Here is a 24394-nt window from a genome sequence, read left to right on the forward strand (position 1 = left end):
TTGAGTCATTTTGCCATCGGTGTATTATTTTCCTGTTTGGCGAAAAAAGTAGTTCTTCTATCAGTTTTTAAGCCTATTGGATAGCCATATCGGGCAAAAAGTTGTTCTAATAGTTTCATATAACCCAGTGTTGTTTCTTCTTTTTCGGCGTATAAAGATAGAATCTTTTTAGTTCCCGAATCTACTGCTAAATAGATATGAAAATCATTTAAATGTTTAATTCAAGCTTCGCTACAAGCGTCTAATTCGACTATTTCGCCAAATTCATATTTGTGGTGATTCAGTAATCTTCCCAACTGAACCTTTTCGTTGATTTTGGATAATTGTTGAATTAACAAATACTCACTGTCGTCTTTTTCTTTGTTTTTACTTCTTAATATAGCCGCTATTCTTCTTTTAGTTTTAGCTGTTTGTGTAGGCTTTGTTAAACCCATTGCGGAGCAACGTTTAATAAAATATGGATATGTTATTTGCTTTTTAATTGAAGTGGGAACACTTCATCGTAATACCTCCTAAAACTGATTGTTAAATGATCTTTATCTTCATCTTTGATAAATTTTGAATCATAGCCTATCATTTTTTTTATGGTGTAGCGAATTAGATTGTCAGACAATTTAAGAGCATGTTTATTTTTCTCGTTGCCGTGATTTAATTTGATTAAAATTTCATTTTTTGATTCATCGTAATTTTGAAGCAATATTTTTTTATATTTTTTAGCTGCCGAGTACGAAATTTTAATAACTTCTGCTATCTTTTTTAGCGACCATTTCGTATTTTTTAAGTAATTTTGTAATGTAATTAATTTATTTTTTAATTTTGTTTTGTAATCATATTTATCTAATTTTTCTTTGGTTTTGTACTTAGTGATTTTCATAAATATCATTGTCATTTAAATCACAATAAAATATTATCAAAAAGGCTTTTTTTGTTTCTTATACTACGAGGACATTTTTGTTTCTTACATGACAAAAAAGAAAATCTTAATGAAATTGATTACTATGTAAAACCGCTTCTAAATATAATTAATGAAATTACACAAAAATCACCTAATTCATTTCTCACAACCGAAAATCCGAGAACTATGAAAGAATATTTTAATATGTTGTTATCGGGTTCCCCCGAACACAAGGCATTATTTACGCCACACGCCAAAATTTTTCTTAAAAGATTATATTCATCACTGAAAAATTATAATTTTTCGAGGCCTTTGAAAGATTATTCATGGGAAAATATTCTCTTTTATTTAACAAGAATTCTGCTAGTTAATGGTTATAAACAAGTGCCAGATGAAGTTTATGAGTTTGTTTACTCATTGTATTTGAGTAATCCAGAAAAAACAGACTTAGTAGAGCGTTTTAAAGATGTTTATCAACAATTAAAAAACAATTTCTGAAACGTTAAGCCTTTTGTTATCGATACTGAATCGGATACAAAAGCTGCAGATGAGTTCTTTTTGGACGGTAAAGATGGGTTGCCATCAAAATTCCCTAAAAGAATTGATGTGCAAAATCAAAGTACTATTTATAATGAGCGTGCCGTTGATATGGACGGTTACAACGGAAACAATACTGATGCCAAAAAACTATATTCATACAAGAAAAATAGTGGTTTGGAATATGTTAGATTACAACTGGGAATAGCGGAATTGGCAAAAATAAAGGGCGAGGTTATTTTAGAAAGAGTTGAATACGAAAATAAATCTAATAATTGATTACAATTCGGAAAAGCCAAAACTGAAGAAGAGGAAGACGAGGTTTATAAACAAGCATTTTTAAATCCTTCATTATTACCGCATATTCAAGTTGGATATATAAATGTTAACACAAATAAGGAAGTATATTTCGATGGAATTATTAAAGAACGAATGGTAGGATCGAACAATATACCGCAAGGCTCTATACCTTTATACTTAAATGAAGTAGTTGCCAAATACCTAAACGAAAAATGAAATAAATATCAATCATTAATGCCGCCATATGTTGAATTTTCGTCAATATTAAGAAAATTTTCTTCAAAAAGATATGAACGTTTGAGACTCGCGTTGGCAACACTTGAATTAGATTTTGATCAAAGTGAATACACATTAGAAGATTTATTAGGGTCAAATGTTGATCCCAACGCTAATAAAGAAGGTTTATATGATCGAATTTTCCAAGAACACGTCGGCGAATATTTAGAGCAGGAACATTGAGGCACTTATTCAATCCCGAAAGATAATTACAAACTAATAAATAAAGTCAATAATACATATTTTCCTATTGGATATATTAACTATAATTTTGACATAACTGTTTTATCAGATTCAATGGATAAAATGGTTAGATTTTTCGAGGAAAAATTTGAATACAAATTTAAAAAATCTAATCTAAAAACTCATCCAGAGTGATTTAAAATAATGGATTCATCAAATAATGAATTAGATAGTAACCTAGTGCCTTTTGACTACTCAGGCAGTATAGATATTAGATATGATAGTGGCGGTCAAGAAGCGTATGAGCAACAGCTTATTGAAGAATATTTAACACCTACATTCGCTGATAACGATCAACAATTAAATCTAATAAAAGAAAAAATAAAAGCTTATTTTGATGCAAAAAAACAGGATTTTAAAGACAAAACTAATATGCTATATAATTTAGATCCTTGAGTTAAAGTACAATTAATAGATCTATACACCAATCCGAATAATAAAGAATTAATCTATTCGCATTTAGGTGAAAACGATGATTTTAGTCAAAATATCATTGCGAAAATATTAGACTTTTCATTCAACAAACATATAGAATACTTCAATCCTATATTTAAAGAATCTTTTTTAGATGCTATTTATCCAGAGTTTTCAAAAGAACAAAAATTTGTAATTTGAACTACATTAGATGAAAAACAGATAGCAAAAGAGTTTGACTCATTTTTAACAGCCCATACAAATTCAATTATTGATAAATTTCAATTAAATGACTTGAAATTGGTTGATGTGAAATTTACCGAAATACCAAAAGATACAAATTGAGAAGGCGAAGGCGAATTTAGAGTTGGCGAGCAAGAAAGTATCAAAACTAAATACCAATTTTCAAAAGTTCCACGTCGAACTCGTCGTGAAACTTCTGGCGAAGGGAAAATTGAATATCCAGCGACACGAAATCGCGAACTAGCATTTACATTTAAGTCAGGCAATTGATTAATTAAAGTCGCAAGACAATTTGATATTGAGTCAAATATTTCAACTTCTTATATTAATAAAATTAAGTCCAAATTAAATTCACATACTCGTGAGCAATATTCAAATTTAACCGAAAGAGAATATAACGGTTTCGCTTATAATTATTGATTATTTTTTGATAATTTGGATAATATTACCGTTCTAGAAGCGCAAGAAAAAGTTCAGAATATTATAAATAACATAATGCATGAAAACTAATTTATTACCTATCGATCATTGGTAGGTTTTTAGTAATTTTAAGAATTCTTTGTTTAGTTATTCTCGCGTTAGAATTAAAATTCGTGAAATTTCGTGATATTCATTATGTGAAAAATTACATACCTGATATTTAAATTCACCCTCGTTTTTAGAGAGGCTAAAATCCGTGCGTAAAACAGTGTTATAATTTTGGTTATTAAATTGATGAGGATGCTAATTAACAGAAAAAAATATCATTGATTTTAACTGATAAACTAGGACAAAAAAAATTAGACCTGAATTGTAAGGTTCGGGTCTAATTTTTTTTGTCCTAGTTTAATAGTTGATAGGTTTTTTAATAATCCTTAATTTGTTTTCAACTTAGAGGTCATTTTTTAGGAGTTGGTAAAACTTTTTTAATAACCACTACAAATGAATCTTCATTTAATGAATTGGTATATTTAAGGACAAATGTATTTTCTTTTTCGTCCGGAAATTTATTAAAAAATTCATTTAATTCATCAGAAAATTTCTTACCTTTGGGCAGATATAGGTATCCGTTGTCTTTCAATAAATGGTGGGTTAACATATACATGTTTTTTACACTAGAAACAGCACGAGCAGTAACTAAGTCAAATTGCCTTGCGTATTCTTTCGTATTTTCCGCACGTGCGTTAATGATTGTGAAATTTTCAACATTTAATTGATTTTTTACGCTTTCTAAAAATTCACAACGACTTTGCATTCCTTCAATAATAGTTAAATAATAATTGTTATTTTCCAAAAGATGTGGCAAAGAAGGAAAACCAGCTCCTGCCCCTATATCAGCAACATGTTTGTTTGTGTAATCAAAACCAATTTCGTGAGCTACATCCATCACTTTTATTGAGTCTAGAACGCCTTGATTTTTTAATTCATCAATACTCTTGAAACCAGTAATATTCTTATGCTGATTAAATTCGTGAATTATATTAATGTATTTTTGAGTCTTTTCGTTCATTACTTGTGAATTTCTTCTGTTATTTGTTCATATAATTCAGTAACTGAACTACCAGTTATTGATGCTGAAATTACGCCAGCTAGAAAATCATCTAGACTAATAATTTGTAATTTGTCAAATTTAGAAGCTAACTCCGAATTATCTATCGAATCGGTTATGATAACCTTAGATACATTAGGGTTGTCTTGAAAAATTTCAAATCCACGTGTGAAAATACCATGAGTTGCAGCAACAACAATCTTTTTAGCCCCGTGTTCTTTCAATGTATTGACTGCTTTGATGATTGTCCCACCAGTGTCAATAATATCATCGATAATAACAGCATTTTCGTTTTCAACAGAACCGATCAAGCCCATAACTTCAGTTTGATTAGTTCCTACTCTTCGTTTATCAATAATACTAATTTTTACTGAATCACTAATCAATTCCGCCAGTCTTCTGGCTCTGATAGTTCCGCCGTGGTCTGGTGAAACTACTGTGAAAGGTTCATTTAAACTTTTAACAGCTTTAGCTATAGGATAAGCCCCTCTTAAATCATCAATTGGAATATCAAAAAAACCTTGGATAGCTGGGTTGTGTAAGTCAACAGCAATAATTTTTGTAGCTCCTGCTGTTTGAATTAACTCAGCAAATAATTTTGCCCCTATTGGTTGTCTGCCACTCACTTTACGATCTTGGCGTGCATATCCGTAATATGTTAAGGCTACTGTGATTGATTTAGCACTAGCCCTTTTTAATGAATCAATAAACAATAATAAATCAACATAATTATCATTTACTGGTCTTGATGTTGATGCAATAATATAAACATCTTTACTTCTTACTGCTTCAGTACTAACTAACATTCTTTCACCGTCAGCAAACACAGTTTTTTCAACAGGTGAAACATGCATATTTAGTTTTTTCGCAATTTTTTGTGTAAGAAGTTCAGTATTTGGCATTGCAAATAATAATGTGTTCTCAAATTTCATAACTTGCCCCTTATAATAAATATATTTATATTATATTATTAAATACTTCTGTTCAGTAAAATAATCTCTTTTAATAGAGATAAGTTTTTACCAAACTTATTCTTTTTTAAGCACAAAATAAAATTTAAAAAAATATTTGCAAACTTAATTTTTATATTATAATAGTTATGCTATTTAGCAAATGGAGGGGTAGCGAAGCGGCCAAACGCGGGTGGCTGTAACCCACTTCCTAACGGTTCGGGGGTTCGAATCCCTCCCCCTCCACCATTTTGCCCCATAGCCAAGCGGTAAGGCATCGGTTTTTGGTACCGACATGCGTTAGTTCGAATCTAACTGGGGCAACCATATCACCATCTAGGTGATTTTTTTATTTTTATATGCTATAATTTTTTTATGAATATAAAAAACAATTTTAAAACTCGGGCAAGTGGCGGCAATAGAATTATCGCCGGTTCACTATTAACCTTTGCAATTGGCTTAATTTTTGCAATAATTGGTGCTATTACATTCACCACAACCGTTAAATACCTGCCCCAAAGCATCTTTTCATTTGCGTTTTTACTAACCGGATCAATAATTAATTTCATTTTAGTTATGGTAATAATGCTAGTTGGTCCAAAAATGAAAGCCTATGTTTTAGGTCCGCTGGCATCAATATCTATGTTCCTAGTCGGCTATTTTGTGCTTAGCTATGTATTCTATTTCTCTAAACCTTCTCAAGACCTTATTAAATTAATCGCTATATTCTTTATTCCGGCAGCAGCAATGTTATTGATGGGAGTATTGGCTTATTACAATTTAATTAAACTAAATAAACTTTTACCAATTTCAATGTTTGTTTTGGTAACCTTCATAATTTTAGTGATTGTGTCTTGATTTAGTTCAGGCAAATTAATTTTTACCCTTGTAAGTGCTTTTGGATTTTTATTAACAGTAATTTATATGGGAATAGATTGAATAATAATTATTAAATTTAATCATAATTATAAAAATTTATCACCTGACGCACAATCAAATGCGGAATTAATCAAGTGAAGTATGTACTTCGGCTACAAATTAGCATGAGATTTCATTTATGCAGTGGTATATATATCAGAATTATTCAAAAACTAAAGTTGACAAAACCAACTTTAGTTTTTTTATGCAAATAAATAGATTAATAATCAAAAAAAGTATAAAAAAATGGCGATCACGAGAGGATTCGAACCTCTGACAACAAGCTTAGAAGGCTTGTGCTCTATCCTGCTGAGCTACGCGACCATTGAATTAATTTTAATACTTTTTCCGAAAAAAATAAAAAAATAATTAAACTTTATTAAAATTTTGTTTTAAACGCTACTCATTAATTCATTTTTAAACTAAAAATTTATAAATTTTAGTAAAATTACTTTATCACTTTATTTATTTAAATTAGGAGGCGAAAGTGGAAAACAAATTTACAGAACAAGAACTTGTCCGTAGAAATAAGTTAGAACAATACAAAAAAGATAACATTGTCGCCTATAAGAAGGCCTATAACCTTGGTCAATTGAGTTATAGTGCAGATTTAATGGCTGAATTTGCACAATTTAGCAAAGAGGAATTACACGACAAAAAAATAATAAAATCAATCGCCGGAAGATTGATGGGTAAAAGAGGGCCTTTTTTAGTTATAAAAGATTTTAAAGGCACTATTCAATCATACTTCAATAAAAAAGAGAATACTGAATATGCTGATTTAGTTTCAACATTTGATATCGGAGATATCATTTGAGTACAAGGTGAAGTTATGAAAACTATGACTGATGCAGTTGTAGTCAAAGCTGATAAAATTGATATTTTATCTAAAGCCTTAAAACCTCTACCAGAAAAATACCACGGTTTAGTTGATGCGGAAGAAAGATATAGAAAAAGATATATTGATTTAATTGTCAATGATGATTCAAAGCAAAAATTCCTAAACAGAATAAAAATTACTCAATGAATTAAAGATTATTTCAATAATTTAGGTTATCTTGATGTTGAAACTCCATTCTTGCACGATTATATTTCAGGAGCAGCGGCAAAACCTTTTACCACTCATCATAATTCTTTAAATCAAGAATTTGTTTTGAGAATTGCTACTGAAATTCCGTTGAAAAAACTAGTTATTGGTGGCTTTGATCGTGTCTATGAATTAGGTAGAATTTTTAGAAACGAAGGTTATGATACAACACACAACCCTGAATTTACAACAATCGAGTTTTATGAAGCATATTCAAATGTTGAAGGAATGATGAATCGTACTGAAACACTATTTAAAGAAATATGTGCTAAATTAGGCAAAAGTGTATTCATCAATAACGGTGTTGAAATTGATTTATCACAACCTTTCAAAAGAATAAACATGGTTGATGCTGTCAATGAAAAAACAGGAAAAGACTTTAGAAATATTACCTTGGATGAAGCTGTTGCAGTAGCAAAAGAACATCAAGTAAAATTATCAAAATTCTTTACTGTTGGTCACATAATCAATGCTCTTTACGAAGAATTAGTAGAAGGCGAATTGATTCAGCCGACATTCGTTTATGGTCACCCAATTGAAGTTTCACCGCTATCTGCTGTCGGTGATGATCCAAGATTCACAGAAAGAGCAGAATTATTCATTAACACCAAAGAATACGCCAACATGTATACTGAGTTATCTGATCCAATTGATCAATTAGAAAGATTTAAAAAACAAATCGAAGAAAAAGCAGCAGGTAACGATGAAGCTAGCGACATTGATTGAGATTTTATCGACGCCCTTGAACACGCTATGCCGCCAACTGGTGGTTGTGGAATTGGAATCGATCGTTTAGTTATGTTATTCACTGAAACCAGTTCGATTAGAGATGTTTTATTATTCCCAACATTAAGAAGTATTAAAAAATAATTCCGGTTTAAGTCGGAATTATTTTTTTAATTATCTGTTTTAAATCATTAAATAAAGTTAAAAATTAATTTCAATAGTTGACTCTTGTATTTTTTGAATAAGAGTCAATGTTTTGTGTTTTTCATCTGCTAAAGTACGATGGTTTTCGTAGTAATTTGACAATTGTTTTATTGATAAATTACTGAAAAATATAGATATTTTATTGGAAACAACACGTTTTGACAATATTTGCGAAATCACTTCAAATAGGAATCAAGAATTGGCCGATTCATTGCCCAACTCATCAAAAATTACGATATCAGCTCGCTCCAAAATGGATAAAATTTGCGCATTTTGGTTTTGTCCATCATTGAAACCTGATCTTAATTTTTTAAATAAATCCTGTGTTTTAATATAGACCGTTGTGATGTTTGATATTGCAAACTCATTTGCTAACGCTTGAGCTAATTTCGAGCTATGCAAAACATCATTGTTAACCGCAAAGACACCTTTAAGAGAAATATTTTTGTGTTCAGCAAAGGTTTCTTTGATCATATTCATTCTTTTTTCCAATTCATCTTGTTTGCTGGAAATAAGACTGACTTGACCTAATCTTAAATCTTTATTAATATTAGAAATATCACTTAATCAAAGATTATTTTGGATATTCATCAACTCTGCAATTTTTTTGGTTGCGGGAACTTTTTTAAAAGTTAATTTTTTTTCATCATCACGAAATATTTCATAACCAAAAAGACAATTATCAGGGTTTTCTAAATATTCTCTTAAATCCACAAACTTAACTAAATTATCTAAAAATTCTTCTTTTGTAACTTTATTTTGGTGCAAAACCACTTGTAATTTCAAAGAACTTCTAACTAAATTATCAACCTGTTTTTTAAATTGATCATTATCAAAGACATATTTATCGATATCTAGATTTTTTGCCATATTTTACCCGTTATATACTTTTTCACCTTCATTTAATGATTCAATATAAGATGCTTTGAAAAGATCTTTTTTAGTAACCAACATTTTTTTCTTTTCACGAATTAAAGTGTCGATATATATTTCTAACGGTTCAAAATAAATTATATTTTTGTTAGCTAGATCTTTGATTATTTTTCTTACATAATTGTAATTAATGTAACCATTCATTTCGTTAGCATAATAAAAAATTAAATTAACACATTGGTCGTCAAAACCTATTTTATTAGCTTCATTAATTAAATCGATAATGTTTTTAGTAGGTATTTGACCTTGAATTTGACTGAAAAACGATACTGAACTAGTTTTTAAAATAGCTTCGTAAACGTTCGAATAGTTAAAGTTATTTAAATCCAATTTAACTTGGATATCATTTGCGGTTGTATCTGGGCGTTTTTGTTGTTCGTCATCTTGATCTTTGTTCAAGTTTAGGTCTAAAGTATCAATGTCAAACATTTCATCAAATCGTGTTGAAGCATCCTCAAGATATTCAACACGTAAAATACTTTTATTTTCTTTGCCTATGATTCGATTGTAATTATCAAAACCAATAATTTTTACCAATTTATTAGCTAGAAAAATATTTTGTTTTAAACCTTTGCTATCTAGGGGTTTTTCTACAATAAATAATGTTTTTCGTTTTAATTCATCAATATATGTTGATATTAAAGAAACAGATTCTAATAAAAATCTAGCTTCATTTAACTCTTTTAGATCCATTTTTAACATATAGGTTATGTTGTCGTAATCATGAAATCCTTCGCTATTGTTTTTCTCGATCGCTAAATCACGTAAATATTCATACAAAACAATTGCATTAGCACCTAAAATAGGTGCATAAAATTTACGAAGATTTTTCAAATCCTCGCCGCCAATAATCGATGGACTTTCAGCAATAAAATATGGATAAATATCTTTTTTCATATGATTTACCTTTCTAAAAAAATGCGCCTGATTCGGCATAGGTATAATCATTTTAGATTATTGTCTTAAGTAAATCGATATTTTTTTTATTTTGTGGAGTTGATGTAAAGTTGTCAGCATAGATATCCACAATCGTTATCTTACCAAAAAGTGCTTTTTTGGCTATTTTTGGGTCGTTTTTTGCATCTAATGCTTTAATCGTTAATTTATTCACACCGCGTTTTATTAAATTTTTTTGGCGATTTTTCTCATTTGTTGATAAGCATAAAATTAGAGAAAACAAAGGTAAAAAATTAATATTTTCATTATATAAAACAGGTATCTCTACAATCTCATAATTCCCATTTTTTAGCTCATCAAAAATAACAGGAAATACGACTTTCTCTAATATGTCTATATTAGTGTTATTTTCGTTTAACCACTCACGAATTTTGTTTTTTGAAACATGATCATTTTCTAATAAAAATTCACCGATTTTAAATTTAATTTCTTGATAAATTTTGCCTCTTTTTTTATATTCTTGTTCCACAAATTCATCAGCAAAGAAAATTTTTGAAGCCTCTAAGCCACAATTTTTTAGAAAAGTTGATTTGCCAACTCCGATTTTTCCGATTACAGCTATCATGATACATTCTCCTTTTTAAAATCATTGAGTGCTTGCGAAGCTGATTTAGTATATGCTTTGCCTAGACCACCAGCACCAAGCTTGATGCCACCAAAATATCTAACTACAAAAATTGCTATATTTTGAGTACTTGTTTTTATAAGTAAATCCCTAATGGGTTTGCCGGCAGTTCCTTTTGGTTCGCCATCATCATCAAAACCGGCATTTATTATCCCCTCATTCAAAAAAGAATATCCATAACATATATGTGTTGCTTTTTTGAATTTTTTTCATAATTCTGCATTAATCGCTTTAACTTCTTCTTTTGAATTAATAGGTAAACAAACACTATAAAACTTTGATTTTTTTATTTCATACTCAAGAAACTTCATATTAAATATTATAAATTATGAATCGAGATGTTGTCAAATACTAATAAGTCAAAAAAAGTATAAAAAAAATGGGGCGAATGACGGGATTCAAACCCGCGCATGACGGGACCACAACCCGCTGTGTTAATCGCTTCACCACATTCGCCATATTTGCATAAGAATTATAAACAAAAAACACAAAGACAAAAGAAAAAAATAAGACTTTGTTTTTGAAAAGTGCTGAGTCAATTTCAGTATTTTTTCAGTCTTTTTATATATAAAAATCAAAAATTAATAATTAATATTTGGTATAATTCAAACATTAAATTAAAAATAAAATACAGAAAGGAAATAATATGAGCTCATTAAAATTATTTAAATTTTTTATTTCTGAAGACAAAAGTAAAGATTCTGAAAAATTCAATCTTGAAATCGCCCAAACAGGAGAAAAAACTGGGTTTTCTAACCTTGATGATTTAACTTCAACTGTCGAAGAATTATCTCTTGGTAACGAACAAGAATCAAGAATCTGGGTTGTAAAAAACAAAAAATTCGTCGGAAGTTTATCTTTAAATGAATTTAAAGATGTTTTAGCAAAAGTTAAAAAAGAAAATGTTGAAGCAGGTAATGCTCTTTCATACATCATCGAAAACAAATTATTACACGATGATCACGAATTAGTATTTCTAGATCCAAGATGAAAAAATGTTTCATTGCTATTCATAGTTGCGATCGTTTTATTCATTATTGTTCTAGCGTTAACAACAAAAATTTATTTAGATTTACCAACTAATTAATTATTTACAAGGCGCCAAAAAAATATTAATTATTGAAATTTAAATTAAGTAAAGCATTTAGAGCGTTACACACAGTTATTTACTCATAATGAATAATGGAAAGGATGAAATGACAAACAAAAAACCAAAATTAAACAGATTTTATTTGTCTGAAAAATACGATGAAGTTGATGGTAAAAGAGTAATTTCTTTCAACCTTAAAAGAGCAAAAATAGCAAAATTGCAAAACTTCAAAACCTTCAAAGAAGGTGTTGACGAATTTAATAGAGTTGCTTTCGAATTAGAAGGAAACTCAAGAGTTTGATTCCACCAAAACGGAGCTTTTAGAGGTTCTGCTACTCCACAAAGAACAGCACAAATTCTAGAAGTTATTAACCAATCGCAAGTTAAAGATGAAGACGTAATTGAATTCATTAATAAAGAACAACTTGTTGATGTTGCTCCTAAAACTAAAAAGAATAAAAGAGAAGTTTCAGTTGATCAAGAACCAACTCAAATTATTGATTTAGATGAAACTGAAGAAATACTAACTGAAGACAGCACAGAAGAAGTTGTTGTTGAAGAAGAAAAAAACCCTGAAACAGAAGATGCATGCGAATGTGAAAGCGAAATGTGCGGAAAAGTTAGCGAATTAGATCAAATAGCTAGCGGCTTTGAACTATACGTTGAAAACCCAGAAGAAAAATTTGCAAAAGATGTTCAGTTACAAGAAGTTAAAAATAGATTTAAATATAATTTAGTTGTTACTTCAATCGAATGACAAGATGAAAATGTCTTGGCTAAATATGTAGTTCGTGATAAAGAAAACGATAGAGAATCGAGAGAATTTTCACAATTATTAACTGGCTTTAAAAAACCAGTAGTTGAAGAAGAACAAGTTGCTCAATTAGAAACTAAAAAAGAAGAATTAACTGCTCTGCCACAGCGTAAAATTCACAGACATTTAGTTGAAAGAACTGAATGATCTAAACTAATTTACTGAATTTTAGGAATTATTATTGTAATTTCAGTGATTATGATTATACTTCTAAGTTTACACATTGCAGGTCTATTCTCAATTCCTTGATTCTTATAATTAATTATTTAAATTGCAGCTAAACTGCAATTTTAAATAATTAAAATTTAAAAATTAATCTTATATTCTATATTGTGTTTTATTGAATATAAAATTGATAATATAATTAACATTATAAAATAAAAAACTATTGGAGGTCTTTATGAAAACAATGTTAGATGTTGTATCAGAAATAGCATTCAACGAATGCAAAAATGGTAACTTTGTTGAATACAATTTTTTATTCGATAAAGTTGAAGCAGAACTAAAAACTAAGTGAGAAATTTTAGCTTCTGAAAGTGGTAAAGATTATAGTGTCATAAGAGTAAATAAACTAGGTGAATTGTACCGTTTATTAACTGTTGATTCAAACTTTATTAGAAACTCAAAGGGACAATGGTCAATCAGACCCGGCTTCACAATTTAATATGTCAAATTTAGTAAATTCAAAGGAAATGATACTGAAAGCTTACACCAATCAATATTCTATTCCGCACATCAATATCAATAATGCTGAATGAACAAAAAGTACTCTTTTAGCAGCCCAAGAAATGCAATCCCCAATAATTTTAGGAGTCAGTGAATCTGCAATCAAATATATTGGTGGATATCATAGTGTTGTTGGGATGGTAAAAGGCTTACTGCGCGACTTAAATATAACCGTCCCCGTTTCGCTTCATTTAGACCATGGAACAAAAGAAGGTTGTTTAAAAGCAATTGATGCTGGTTTTACTTCAGTGATGTTTGATGGTTCAGCTTTAGACTTAGAAAAAAACTTAGCATATACAAAAGAAGTTGTTGAATATGCGAAAAAATTTGATGTAACTGTCGAAGCTGAAGTGGGAACAATCGGTGGTGAAGAAGATGGAGTTATCAGTAACGGTGAATTAACCAATATTGATGAGGCAAAAAGAATTACTGAATTAGGTATTGATATGTTAGCAGCCGGTATCGGTAATGTTCATGGTAAATACCCTTCGAATTGAACTGGTTTAAATTTCAATTTATTACAAGATTTAAAAAATATTTGTAATATACCTTTGGTTTTACACGGTGGATCTGGAATACCATTCGAACAAACTAAACACGCTATATCGTTAGGAATAGCCAAAATCAATGTCAATACTGAACTTCAGATAGTTTTTCATAATGCAGTCAGAGATTTTATTAAGTCAGATAAAGATTTAATAGCTAAAAATTTTGACGTCCGTAAATTTCTTTTAGATGGAATTAACGCTATTCGAAATAAAGTTAAAGAAATTATTATTAACTTCGGTTCACAAAACAAAGCATAAAAAACCACTTTTTAACAAGTGGTTTTTTTATGCTAATTTAACATTGGTAAATAAAATTAATACAAAACTTAAAACAGTTATAAAGCAAATACTATCAAGTCTGTCTAAAATACCACCGTGACCACGTAATATCTTAGAATAATCTTTAATACCGTTAGAGCGTTTGATGAATGAAAAATACAAATCACCAACCACTGCAAAAAGTGGAGCGAGAATAGCAAAAATAATTTTTAAATAATTATTTTCAAACAAATCTAATGAGTAGACAAGAATAAAGGTTGCGATTACGCCACTGATTACACCGCCAATAAAACCTTCTCACGATTTATTGGGCGAAATAGTCGGTGTGAATGGTTTTTTGATAAATTTGCGACCGAATGAAACACCAAAAATAAAACTAAATGTATCAGTAACTGCAGCAATTAAACTAATACTAAATCAATATTTTCATTGACCAGAAATTACAATAAATAAATGGAAAACTTTTGAAAATATAGCCAATAAATATAGAGTCACAAAGGCTATTAATGCACGAATAATAACTTGAGAAAAATGAGAATAAACACGAGTAAATGAATCAATCAATAACAAACAAACTGATAACACTAAACAAACAATTATTGTAAATGGGTCGAGTGCAATAATGCGCGTATATTCAACTAATAATTCGGGCTTAAACAACGCTTGCGCAGTGGCAGGATTTAGTCATCTTAGAGTTATTTCTTGAACGGGAATAAACGCCAATGATAACCCAATGAGTGATAGTGTTACTACTCAATACCATTTTATCCGTTGCGATTTAAAAAATTCATAGACTAAAATTGCAGTAATAATCGCTATAAAAACAAACGAAAAAACTCTGGACACATAATATTGTGCCGAGAAAATAGATAAAGGAATTAAACTGCCTAATAAAAATATAGCCAGCAAAATACCTGGAATAATTCTTTCGTAAACTGTTTTTTTATTCATAAGTACCTAAATTGTATTTTAAATTATACTATCTTTATTATTATCTTACTCAATTAAACCAATTGCCCAAGAATTTAGCGATTTTTATTACGTTTTCACCTTCAATTAGTTCGTAAATTTAAGTTTTAATGTTGATTTTTAATTAAACATTTATAATATTAATAATTATTAGTAGGAGATCAATCAGATGAAATATAAAAGAATACTGGTTAAACTTTCTGGCGAAGGTCTAGCCAATAAATCTAAATCGTTGGCAATTGACTATGAATTAGTTGAAAACATTGCCAATCAATTAAAACAAATAGTTGAAAAAGGGATTCAAGTTAGTGTTGTTATCGGTGGTGGAAACTTTTGAAGAGGTGCAAGTGCCGAAAAAAATGGTATACCACGAAACCGTGCAGACTACATAGGAATGATTGCAACAATTATGAATGCGTTAGCATTACAAAGCGGTTTTGAAGAAGCTGGTTTAAAAGCTAGAGTTCAATCTTCGCTAAATATTGACCAAAGAGTGGCAGAATATTACATCAACGAAAAAGCAATCAAATATCTTGAAAATGGCGAAGTTGTTATTTTTGGAGGTGGAACAGGTAGACCTTATTTCACAACTGACACAGCAGCAACATTATGCGCTTCTGAAATAGGTGCAGATGTTATTTTGATGGGTAAAAACGGAGTAAAAGGGATTTATGAATCTGATCCTAAAATTAATCCGGATGCTAAAAAGTTTGATGTCATAACTTATGACGAAATTTTAGATCGTAAATTACAAGTTATGGACCTTACAGCTACATCAATGGCAAGAGACAACAACATTGGCTTAATCGTGTTTGACATTCAAGAAAAAAATGCTATTTTAAGAGCAATTGAAGGAACTATAGAAAGAACAGAGGTAACAAAATAATGGAATTAGAAATGTATCAAATGACCCTAGAAGAAGGTGCAACAAAAGCTATTCATCACTATGAATTCGAATTATCAAAAATATCGACCGGAAGAGCTAACCCGCAATTAATTAAAGGAATTAAAGTTGATTACTATGGAACTCCTACTCCACTTGAAGAACTAGCAACAATTTCAGTTCCTGAGGCAGCGCAGTTATTAATAAAGCCTTTTGACGTGTCTTCTGTTAAGGAAATCGAAAAAGCAATATTACACGCTAATTTAGGTGTAACACCAGTCAATGAAGGACACCAAGTTAGATTGACTTTCCCAGCATTAACCACTGAAAGAAGAAAAGAGTTGGTTAAGAGTTTAGCTAAATTTACTGAACAAGCAAAAGTAGGTGTAAGAAACACTCGTCAAGAAGTAATGAAAGCAATCAAAGCTGATGAAGAATTAAGTGAAGATGAACAAAAACGCTTTCAAGATCTTATTCAAAAAGATGTAGATGCTAAAATTGAATTAATCAACAAAATCACTGCACAAAAAGAAAAAGAATTAACCAATTTATAGTGTGTTTGACACACTTTTATTATGAAATTAAATAAATATACTTTTTATACATTGTTTATTATTTCGGTAATTCTTTTTCTGTCATCTTTTGCTATATTTATCGGTCTTTCAGTAGCAGGAAACGTATTGAAAAAAGCTCAACCCAAACTGGGTTATGGATTACTAATTGCAATTGTAGTTTGTGTTATTTTATCAATCATTTTACACATGATTTCAATACCTTTTGCAATAAAATACTATAAATATCGTTTCTTCGAGTTGAATGATAATCGTTTAATATTATTCAATATATTTTATGTCCTAGTGGCAATGTTTGTAGTCGGTAAATGAACTTACGAAAAAGAGCAATTAACTAATTCTGAAAATGATTAAAAAATAGACACCTGTGTGTCTATTTATTTTAATCTGGCAAAAAACATGAATTTATCAGCTAATTTAATGTTGTCAAATTTAGTAAAATCGTGTAAATTCTCTTTACTAAATTCATCAATTTTTAAAGCTTGTGCAACTTCTTTAATTTTGTTTGGCATTGTGACTTGTAAAGCTCATGATAAAGAATAAATACCATTTAACAATCTATTTAATATTAAATTTAGTTTATCTAAATTATCTGTTAATTTTCAAGGTGTTGTTTCGTCTATGTATTTATTCAATTTTGAAGAAAGTTCAACTATTTTTTTGTGTGCTTTATCAATTTTAAAATTATCCATCAAAGAGCTAAATTCATAATCAAAACCAATTATTTCATCTTCTATTTGTTTGTGAATTTGTTCGTTTGAATGTTTATATACTGTTCCGCTTGTAAATGAATTTGAAATCATTTTTAATGTTCTTGAAACTAAATTACCATAATTATTTATTAAATCAGCGTTAATTGTTTCTTTCAATTTTTCTTCGCTAAAATTACCGTCTTCACCAAAAATAATTTGACTTGCAAAGTAATATTTTATCATTTCGGGATGGTAATTTTGGTAAAGATAATCCGGCTCAATCGCATTGCCTAATGATTTAGACATCTTGCGTCCGTCTTTATCACGCAACAAACCGTGACTAACAATGTGTGATGGTTGTTTGATATTTATTGCTTTCAAAAACATTGGTCAATAAATAAAGTGGAATCTAGATATTTCTTTACCTAAAATATGAATAATTTCATCACCTTTTTCTCAATATTTAACAAAATCAGCACCTGGATTTTCTAAATCAAAATTCAATGCAGTTACATAATTAAACAAAGCATCTAATCAAACATACAATGTGTGTTTATTGTCTTCATTAATTGGAATGGCTCATTCAACATTAGTTCTTGTTACCGAAAGATCTTCTAAACCTTCGCTAACAAAATTGCTTTGAATTTCATTTAATGTTTTCTCAGGCATTAAAAATTTACTATTTTTAGCAACATAATCGCTTCATCACTCTTGCATTGCTGAAATTTTAAAAAAGTAACTTTCTTCAGCCATTTTTGTTAACTCGTGTTTAGAAGTTGGATGATAGAATTTTCCGTCAATTTCTAAGGCTTGAGCCTTAGTTAAAAATTCCTCATCTTCAATTGAATATAAACCTTCGTATTTATCTTTGTAAATAAAGCCGTTTTTTAAAAATCAACTAAATACTTTTTTAACTGTTGCTTCATGTTGCGGAGATGTTGTGCGTGAAAAATAGTCAATTTCAATATTTCATTTTTTTCAGGTTTCTATATAACTTTTAACTAAATCATCAACAAATTCTTTAGGTTTTTGATTATTTTTCAATGCTTTGTTTTGAATTTTTTGCCCGTGTTCATCACTACCAGTTAAAAATTTAACATCATAACCCATTATCTTTTTGTAATTAGCAAGGGTTCTTGCCATAATTGTTGAATATAAATGCCCAATATGTAAAGGCCCTGATGCGTAATAAATCGGTGTTGTAATATAGCAAGTTTTTTTCATTTTACTCCTTAAACCTTGATTGGTTTGTATAGATCTTTAATATTTTGTAAATATTCATGTTTGTTTTTATTATTGTTATCATGCAGATATAAATTAGGTAAAAAATGTAACCCTCATCCCGATTGATATCTAGCTTCAATTAAAACTAACTTTGGTTTATCATCCACGCGCGGAATAATCATTTGTATACGCTTAGGTTCAAATTTAAATTGACGCATATATTCGAAGCAATCAACCATGCGCTCTACAGGAATAACCATTGTTAAATAGCCTTTTTGTTCGATAATTTTGGAACTACCCTCAATTATTTGTTTTAAGTTTAATTTAACTTCGTGAGTTGCAATTAGCATCTCTTCATTGATATTTTTTGTTAGTTTTGTGTTCTCTATTGTATAAAATGGTGGATTAACAACAATTGACTGATATTTTTTTGCACTACTTTTCATATGCTCTTTGTAAAAAACGTTAAAGTCAATATTGATAACACTAATTTGATCGGTTTTATTATTCATCGCAATGTTTTGAATAGCTAATTCAGCTGCTTTTTCCTGAATTTCAATTGCATCAATGTGTAAATCTTTATGTCTATCGCTAATAAAAATTGATAAAGCACCGTTATTTGTTCCAATTTCAAGCATGTTTGTTATTCTTTTGTTTAAAAAGACAAAATTACCCAATAAAATCGTGTCCACTGAATAATTAAACATGTCTTTATCTTGAAAAACATATAAATCAGAATCAAAACCAAGTGAATTTTTAACAAGATTTCTATTTTTCATTTTAAGAATTTGTTTTATTAATTTTGCCTTTCAAGGCTTTGTAATAATCTTGATAATTTTTTACTAGACAAGCATCAACTTTACCGTTGATTGGGTCAGTGCTCAATATGACAACAGATGTTTTATCGCCAAGACGGTATTTGTTTTTCGTTTTGGTTCCTACAAGTTCTGTTCCTTCAGTGTTCAATACATATTCATCGTCAGTCATGGTTGATAAATGAACTAAAGCATTTGTTTTGTTTTCAAATTCAACAAACATACCAAATTTCAATATACTTACAATTTGCACATTGTAGCTTTGACCGATTTTATCGGCAAAATATTCTGCATAAAGTAAATCATTTGTATCACGTTCAACCTGCATTGCTTTCTGTTCTGATTCACTATTCAATTCAGCTATGGCAGGCAAAATTTTATTCATGTGCTCAATTTTTGTACGATCTTTATTGATTAAAATATCTCTAATTACTCGATGAACAATTAAGTCTGGATATCTACGAATTGGACTTGTAAAATGGCAGTAAAATTCGCTCGCTAAACCAAAGTGACCAATATTTTCAACACTATAAACAGCCTTAGACATAGTTCTTAAAAACATGGTTTGTAAGAAACTATCAAAGCGTTGTTTTTTAATTTTTTCAATAGTGTTTTGGAATGATTTAGGAGTTAAATTTAGGCTATCAACTTCAACTTTGATATTTAATGAGTTCATCACTTGTTTAAATTGATTGATTTTTTCTTCTGATGGTGTTTCATGAACACGGTATAACAAAGGTATTTTATTTTTTGCTAATGTCTTAGCAACTTCTTCATTTGCCCTAACCATAAAATCTTCAATCATTTTTTCACTGGTACCGCTTCTATCAACAACAACATCAACAACTTTGTTGTTTTCGTCAAGAATAATTTTTGGCTCTTCAATTTCTAAGTCAATATATCCTTCTTCATTTTTAACTTTACGGATTTTTTGTGTCAATTCATACAAGATATTCAACATTTTATTCAATGAATTATCAGTAAATTTAACTTTATTGTCTATAAAATCATTGACTCTTTTATATGTTAATCTGTATTTAGAATTTATTATCCCTTGGACAATATTTGACTTAATTGTTTTACCATTATTATCAATGTCAATCAAGATACTCATAGTAAATCTATCTTCGTTGGGGTTAAGTGAACAAATACCGTTTGATAATTTTTCCGGTAACATCGGAATGACTTGATTAGCTAAATAAGTAGAAGTACCACGTTTTAATGCCTCTTTATCAATTTCACTATTTTCACGAACATAATAGCTCACATCAGCAATATGAACTCCTAATTGATAATATTTATTGTCAATCTTTTTAATCGAAATAGCATCATCATAATCCTTTGTAGACTCGCCATCAATAGTGATGACTAGTTCGTCACGAAAATCAACTCTATTTTTCATTCCTTTAGCATCAATTGTATCCGGAATAGTAGCCGCTTCATCTAGAACTTCTTTTTCAAAACCTTTTGGTAGTTGCATCTCAGCTAAAAGTGACTTAACATAGCAAAGTGGGTCTGAAATATTAGATATTTTTTCAACAATATCTATTGTTAAAGTCTTTTTATTGTAATCGGTAATTTTTGCGACAACAAGGTCATCAATTCTCGAGTCGACTTTAAATTCCTTGATAACAAAATCAAAGCTTTTAAAGTCATTTTTAAGAGGTCTAAAGCTTAAAATGTTATTTTTCAACTCAATCACACCGTTAAGTGTTGTTGAGTTTCTTTGTTTAATTTGCACTACCACTGCATATTCTTTTTCTTCTTGTGAATCAAGTTGTTTATAAACTTTAGCTTTAACTTGGTCTCCTGATAAAGCACCGTTAAAATTAACTGATGACACAAAGTACGATACTCTTTCTTCACCTTCTATTTCAATGTCAATAAAGCCGAATCTACCGTCTTTTGCGTATTTCAATTTACCTTCAATGGTGTCTAAATATTCAATAGCAACATAGTTTTTGTCTCTTGTGTATAACAATTGATTGTTTTTAGACATTTTCATTAAAGTCTGAGTCAATTGTTTGTTTTTATCAAAAGGTATTTTTAAACCCTTAGCGATATTAACGAAATTTGACTTAGGGTTTGATTTAACAAAATTAAAAATATTTTTTTCTTCTATCATGTTTTATAACAAAAATTTAATTAAAAGCGCAAAAATGATTACAAGGATACCCATTGTAAACATTGTTCACTTCATAAATTTTTTAACTCCCCTTTCTTTTGAGCTTTTAAATAATTCTAGATCTCCAGAACCAACTAATGCACCTGAAAAACCATTAGAATCAGGCGACATCATTAGCGAAATAATGATAATGATTATTGCAATAACAATTAGCGCTATTGTTATTATAAGAACAGTCATAACTACCTCCACTTTGTAATGTAATTTCAATTATATATTAATATAGATAAATAACATTAATTAAATATTAAATTGGATAGATGTTGAAAATTATTTTTGCTAAATTTTCAATAAAAATATTGAAAAAAATAACAAAAATAAAGAAAAATTACTGATTTTATTTTGCTTTCGTTATTCTTAGCAAATAATCTCTTATATTAATATAAAAATTAATTTATAATAATAAAACTATGAATATTAATAATCGTAAAAAGAAACCAATAATTATTTTCACCGGCCCTAGCGGGGTAGGAAAAGGAACTATTGAGCAAATATTATTTAAAAATGAAGATTTAAAATTTAAACTTTCTGTTTCAGCGACAACACGTAAACCACGGACTGGCGAAATAGACGGTGTTCATTACTTTTTTATTTCCAAGGAAGATTTTGAACAAAAAATTGCCAATAATGAATTGTTGGAATACAACTTCCATTTCGATAATTACTATGGAACATTGTTGAGTGAAATAGATAATATTCACAAAGATAACAAAATTCCTTTTTTAGAAATCGAAACATTAGGAACTAAAAAAATTCTTGAAAATAAAGAAAATCTCAACAAATACAACATAATTACTGTGTTTATTTTGCCACCGTCATTTGATGAATTAAAAAACAGAATTATTGGTCGAAACACCGAAACCAAAGATTCTATTGATCAAAGACTGCAAAAAGCAAGTCATGAGTTAGCTGACAGACATATTTTTAAATACAATGTTGTTAACGATGACCCTTATAGAGCCGCTGAAGAAATAAAAGAATTACTATTGAAAGAACTACATGAATAATTTTGCTCAATTAAGTGTTAAAGGAAATGTTCGAAATAGCAACCAAGATGCCGTAGGTATTTTTCACAAAGATAACATTCACATGCTTTTGCTTTGTGATGGTATGGGTGGGCATTATGGAGGTTCAAAAGCTTCGAATATTACAGTAAATACATTCAGTAAGAAATTTGCTCAAATGATGCCGTTAGAGAAATTTGATGTTAATTCCGTTTCTTTATGATTTAAATCAGTTGTTAATGATGCACGACTAGAAATGAAAACTTTTGCCAATGTAGAAGAAGCATATTTAGATATGGGAACAACGGTAACGGCCGCAATTTATAGCGAAGTACATGGTTTTTTATATATTTTTAACATTGGTGATTCAAGAACTTATATTTTAACTAAAGGTGGTGATTTGAAACAAATTACAGTCGATCATAATTTGTATAATCGACTTATAAATGAAGAAAATTACACTGAATTAAAAGCCAGAAACGTTAAATACAACATGGCTTTAACCTCGGCGTTAGGTCCACTTAAAAAAACAAAAATTGAAATCTTTGACTTATCAGCTTCTATCAAAGCAGTGCATAGCATACTTTGCACCAGCGATGGAGTCCATAATTTTTTAGAGAAACCTTCGATTGAATTAATTATCAAGAAAGAAATTAAAGCACAGAAAATAGTTGAAGTCTTAGTTCAAGAAGCATTGGATAATCGCTCAACAGATAATGCTTCGGCTGTTTATGCCTCTCTTTCAAATATTGAGGAATGGAGCAAATAATGCAAATCAATAAAAATAGTGTTGCCTTACAAAAATATAAAATAATCGCCAAAATTGGGCATGGCGGTTTTAGCGAAGTTTACAAGGTTGAAGAAATTGGAAAACCTGGTATTTATTACGCTTTGAAATATTTTTTAGTTAAAAATCAAGCCGATACAGAAACAACAATCAAGAGATTCAAGCAGGAAATAAACCTGTATAAAAAAGTAAAATCATCACGTGTTGCACAATACATCGATTCATATATTGGTGATAATGAACAATATTTAGTGACTGAATTCATTGATGGGGAAAATTTAAAAACGATTATTAACAAAAACGGGAAATTAGTTGCTAGAACTGCAGCTAATTATGCAATGCAGATTGCTGACGGAATTAGTGAATTGCATAATAGTAAAATAATTCACCGAGACATCAAAAGTCAAAACATTTTAATAACCAGAGATCGTGAAGTCAAAATTATTGATTTAGGATTGGCATTATCCGAAGATAGCCAACGTTACACAAAAGATACTAAAGTAATTGGAACTGTGTATTATATGGCACCTGAATTGTGTATTGCTGGCAATAACCCTACTGAAAAAACTGATATTTATGCTTTGGGAATTATGTTATACGAAATGCTGAGCGGTGAGTATCCAATTAAAGGCCGAGATGCGATTGACACAATAAATAAACAAAAAAGTCAACCAATGCCCGAAATTACTAAAATAATTGATATTCCGCAGGCTTTGAGTAATGTCATTGCTAAAGCAACTGCCAAAGACCCCGATAATAGATACAAAAATATGTGAGAAATGTATCATGATTTAAAAACCAGCACCAGTCCTGAAAGATTTTACGAAAAACCTTATAATCCTAAAAAAGCTAGAAGTAAAATAAGTTTTCAAGACATCATCAATTCTAATAAATTTATTATTTCGGCAATCGTTATACTGACATTGTTATTTATAATCGGTATTATTGTTCTAACAATTTTAATTTAGGA

General features: G+C 29.5%; 26 protein-coding genes and 4 tRNA genes. 15 read left to right on the top strand and 15 right to left on the bottom strand.

All coding sequences use genetic code 4. From position 1 onward, the window contains the following. Together N1F73_RS02410 and N1F73_RS02415 are read right to left on the bottom strand one after the other, a co-directional pair. Positions 1-434: hypothetical protein (locus N1F73_RS02410; protein ID WP_260359920.1), on the bottom strand; the 434-nt coding region annotated here is incomplete at its 3' end. Between the two features lie 32 nt (positions 435-466). After that, positions 467-874 (bottom strand): hypothetical protein, encoded by a 408-nt coding sequence (locus N1F73_RS02415; protein WP_260359922.1) that lies wholly within the window; start codon positions 872-874, stop codon positions 467-469. 207 nt (positions 875-1081) lie between these two features. Between N1F73_RS02415 and N1F73_RS02420 the strand changes: the two genes are divergently transcribed. Further along, complete coding sequence (locus tag N1F73_RS02420; RefSeq protein WP_260359924.1) at positions 1082-3418, top strand: hypothetical protein; 2337 nt, start codon at positions 1082-1084, stop codon at positions 3416-3418. Positions 3419-3752: 334 nt separating this feature from the next. On the opposite strand, the gene rsmG is transcribed toward N1F73_RS02420, so the two are convergent. Then, positions 3753-4397 carry a 16S rRNA (guanine(527)-N(7))-methyltransferase RsmG gene (gene rsmG, locus N1F73_RS02425; protein ID WP_259290126.1) on the bottom strand — a complete coding sequence of 215 codons (645 nt, stop codon included), beginning with the start codon at positions 4395-4397 and terminating at the stop codon, positions 3753-3755. Beyond that, positions 4397-5368, bottom strand: a complete 972-nt coding sequence (locus N1F73_RS02430) for a ribose-phosphate pyrophosphokinase (RefSeq protein WP_259290125.1) — start codon at positions 5366-5368, stop codon at positions 4397-4399. Before N1F73_RS02430 ends, rsmG begins: the two co-directional genes overlap by 1 nt. Before the next feature lie 183 nt (positions 5369-5551). On the opposite strand from N1F73_RS02430, the gene N1F73_RS02435 reads away from it, so the two are divergent. From N1F73_RS02435 to N1F73_RS02445, 3 genes are all read left to right on the top strand, one after another. After that, a tRNA-Tyr gene (locus N1F73_RS02435) sits at positions 5552-5635 on the top strand. 3 nt (positions 5636-5638) lie between these two features. Further along, positions 5639-5713 (top strand) — tRNA-Gln (locus tag N1F73_RS02440). A 48-nt stretch (positions 5714-5761) separates the two neighbouring features. Beyond that, on the top strand, positions 5762-6481 hold the full coding sequence (locus N1F73_RS02445) for an MAG0110 family membrane protein (RefSeq protein WP_259290017.1): 720 nt from the start codon (positions 5762-5764) through the stop codon (positions 6479-6481). Between the two features lie 70 nt (positions 6482-6551). Here the strand turns inward: N1F73_RS02445 and N1F73_RS02450 are convergent. Beyond that, positions 6552-6628: transfer RNA gene (locus N1F73_RS02450), tRNA-Arg, on the bottom strand. A 163-nt stretch (positions 6629-6791) separates the two neighbouring features. Here N1F73_RS02450 and lysS point away from each other — a divergent pair. Continuing rightward, a complete protein-coding gene (gene lysS / locus N1F73_RS02455; RefSeq protein WP_259290016.1) occupies positions 6792-8261 on the top strand; it encodes a lysine--tRNA ligase in 1470 nt (489 codons plus the stop codon). A gap of 57 nt (positions 8262-8318) precedes the next feature. On the opposite strand, the gene N1F73_RS02460 is transcribed toward lysS, so the two are convergent. The 5 genes from N1F73_RS02460 to N1F73_RS02480 form a co-directional block, all read right to left on the bottom strand. Further along, complete coding sequence (locus N1F73_RS02460) at positions 8319-9191, bottom strand: ATP-binding protein (RefSeq protein ID WP_260359927.1); 873 nt, start codon at positions 9189-9191, stop codon at positions 8319-8321. Between the two features lie 3 nt (positions 9192-9194). Further along, positions 9195-10151, bottom strand: a complete 957-nt coding sequence (locus N1F73_RS02465; RefSeq protein ID WP_259290014.1) for a DnaD domain protein — start codon at positions 10149-10151, stop codon at positions 9195-9197. A gap of 52 nt (positions 10152-10203) precedes the next feature. Further along, positions 10204-10776: a dephospho-CoA kinase gene (locus N1F73_RS02470; RefSeq protein WP_260359931.1), complete on the bottom strand. Its 573-nt coding sequence runs from the start codon at positions 10774-10776 to the stop codon at positions 10204-10206. Continuing rightward, positions 10770-11147, bottom strand: coding sequence for a YigZ family protein (locus N1F73_RS02475; protein ID WP_260359933.1), 378 nt, complete (start codon positions 11145-11147; stop codon positions 10770-10772). Before N1F73_RS02475 ends, N1F73_RS02470 begins: the two co-directional genes overlap by 7 nt. Before the next feature lie 69 nt (positions 11148-11216). Continuing rightward, positions 11217-11292: transfer RNA gene (locus N1F73_RS02480), tRNA-His, on the bottom strand. Between the two features lie 190 nt (positions 11293-11482). On the opposite strand from N1F73_RS02480, the gene N1F73_RS02485 reads away from it, so the two are divergent. The 4 genes from N1F73_RS02485 to fba all read left to right on the top strand — a co-directional run bounded on the left by N1F73_RS02485 (position 11483) and on the right by fba (position 14272). Then, a complete protein-coding gene (locus N1F73_RS02485; protein ID WP_259290011.1) occupies positions 11483-11923 on the top strand; it encodes a hypothetical protein in 441 nt (146 codons plus the stop codon). Positions 11924-12011: 88 nt separating this feature from the next. Beyond that, positions 12012-12998: a hypothetical protein gene (locus tag N1F73_RS02490; RefSeq protein WP_259290010.1), complete on the top strand. Its 987-nt coding sequence runs from the start codon at positions 12012-12014 to the stop codon at positions 12996-12998. A gap of 142 nt (positions 12999-13140) precedes the next feature. Then, positions 13141-13404 (top strand): DNA-directed RNA polymerase subunit delta, encoded by a 264-nt coding sequence (gene rpoE / locus N1F73_RS02495; RefSeq protein ID WP_259290009.1) that lies wholly within the window; start codon positions 13141-13143, stop codon positions 13402-13404. Position 13405: 1 nt separating this feature from the next. Beyond that, complete coding sequence (gene fba / locus N1F73_RS02500) at positions 13406-14272, top strand: class II fructose-1,6-bisphosphate aldolase (RefSeq protein ID WP_260359939.1); 867 nt, start codon at positions 13406-13408, stop codon at positions 14270-14272. Between the two features lie 27 nt (positions 14273-14299). Here fba and N1F73_RS02505 read toward each other — a convergent pair whose 3' ends face one another. Beyond that, positions 14300-15244: a phosphatidate cytidylyltransferase gene (locus N1F73_RS02505; RefSeq protein ID WP_259290007.1), complete on the bottom strand. Its 945-nt coding sequence runs from the start codon at positions 15242-15244 to the stop codon at positions 14300-14302. A gap of 187 nt (positions 15245-15431) precedes the next feature. Between N1F73_RS02505 and pyrH the strand changes: the two genes are divergently transcribed. From pyrH to N1F73_RS02520, 3 genes are read left to right on the top strand one after another with little or no spacing between them, the layout of a single operon-like run. Next, positions 15432-16148 carry a UMP kinase gene (gene pyrH / locus N1F73_RS02510; protein ID WP_259290006.1) on the top strand — a complete coding sequence of 239 codons (717 nt, stop codon included), beginning with the start codon at positions 15432-15434 and terminating at the stop codon, positions 16146-16148. After that, on the top strand, positions 16148-16699 hold the full coding sequence (frr, locus tag N1F73_RS02515) for a ribosome recycling factor (RefSeq protein ID WP_259290005.1): 552 nt from the start codon (positions 16148-16150) through the stop codon (positions 16697-16699). Before pyrH ends, frr begins: the two co-directional genes overlap by 1 nt. A 21-nt stretch (positions 16700-16720) precedes the next feature. Further along, on the top strand, positions 16721-17071 hold the full coding sequence (locus N1F73_RS02520; RefSeq protein WP_259290004.1) for a hypothetical protein: 351 nt from the start codon (positions 16721-16723) through the stop codon (positions 17069-17071). Positions 17072-17094: 23 nt separating this feature from the next. Here the strand turns inward: N1F73_RS02520 and metG are convergent, their stop codons facing one another. The 4 genes from metG to secG are packed head-to-tail and all read right to left on the bottom strand — an operon-like array spanning position 17095 to position 21813. Beyond that, the gene (gene metG / locus N1F73_RS02525) at positions 17095-18633 is read right to left on the bottom strand and encodes a methionine--tRNA ligase (RefSeq protein WP_259290003.1); all 1539 of its coding nucleotides are present in this window, start codon (positions 18631-18633) and stop codon (positions 17095-17097) included. A gap of 8 nt (positions 18634-18641) precedes the next feature. Further along, positions 18642-19412 carry a tRNA1(Val) (adenine(37)-N6)-methyltransferase gene (locus tag N1F73_RS02530; protein ID WP_259290002.1) on the bottom strand — a complete coding sequence of 257 codons (771 nt, stop codon included), beginning with the start codon at positions 19410-19412 and terminating at the stop codon, positions 18642-18644. Position 19413: 1 nt separating this feature from the next. Further along, complete coding sequence (gene rnr, locus N1F73_RS02535) at positions 19414-21573, bottom strand: ribonuclease R (protein WP_259290001.1); 2160 nt, start codon at positions 21571-21573, stop codon at positions 19414-19416. A 3-nt stretch (positions 21574-21576) separates the two neighbouring features. Continuing rightward, positions 21577-21813 (bottom strand): preprotein translocase subunit SecG, encoded by a 237-nt coding sequence (secG, locus tag N1F73_RS02540; RefSeq protein WP_260359955.1) that lies wholly within the window; start codon positions 21811-21813, stop codon positions 21577-21579. A gap of 230 nt (positions 21814-22043) precedes the next feature. Here secG and gmk point away from each other — a divergent pair, with 230 nt between their 5' ends. The 3 genes from gmk to N1F73_RS02555 are packed head-to-tail and all read left to right on the top strand — an operon-like array spanning position 22044 to position 24392. Further along, positions 22044-22640 carry a guanylate kinase gene (gmk, locus tag N1F73_RS02545; protein ID WP_259289999.1) on the top strand — a complete coding sequence of 199 codons (597 nt, stop codon included), beginning with the start codon at positions 22044-22046 and terminating at the stop codon, positions 22638-22640. Further along, the gene (locus N1F73_RS02550; protein WP_260359958.1) at positions 22633-23406 is read left to right on the top strand and encodes a PP2C family serine/threonine-protein phosphatase; all 774 of its coding nucleotides are present in this window, start codon (positions 22633-22635) and stop codon (positions 23404-23406) included. The genes gmk and N1F73_RS02550 overlap by 8 nt, the downstream gene beginning before the upstream one ends. Next, entirely contained in the window at positions 23406-24392 is a 987-nt protein-coding gene (locus N1F73_RS02555; RefSeq protein WP_260359960.1) for a serine/threonine-protein kinase, read from the top strand. Before N1F73_RS02550 ends, N1F73_RS02555 begins: the two co-directional genes overlap by 1 nt. Positions 24393-24394 lie beyond the last annotated feature (2 nt).

This window comes from Mycoplasma sp. HS2188 (assembly GCF_025209835.1).
GTDB lineage: Bacteria > Bacillota_I > Bacilli_A > Mycoplasmatales > Metamycoplasmataceae > Mycoplasmopsis.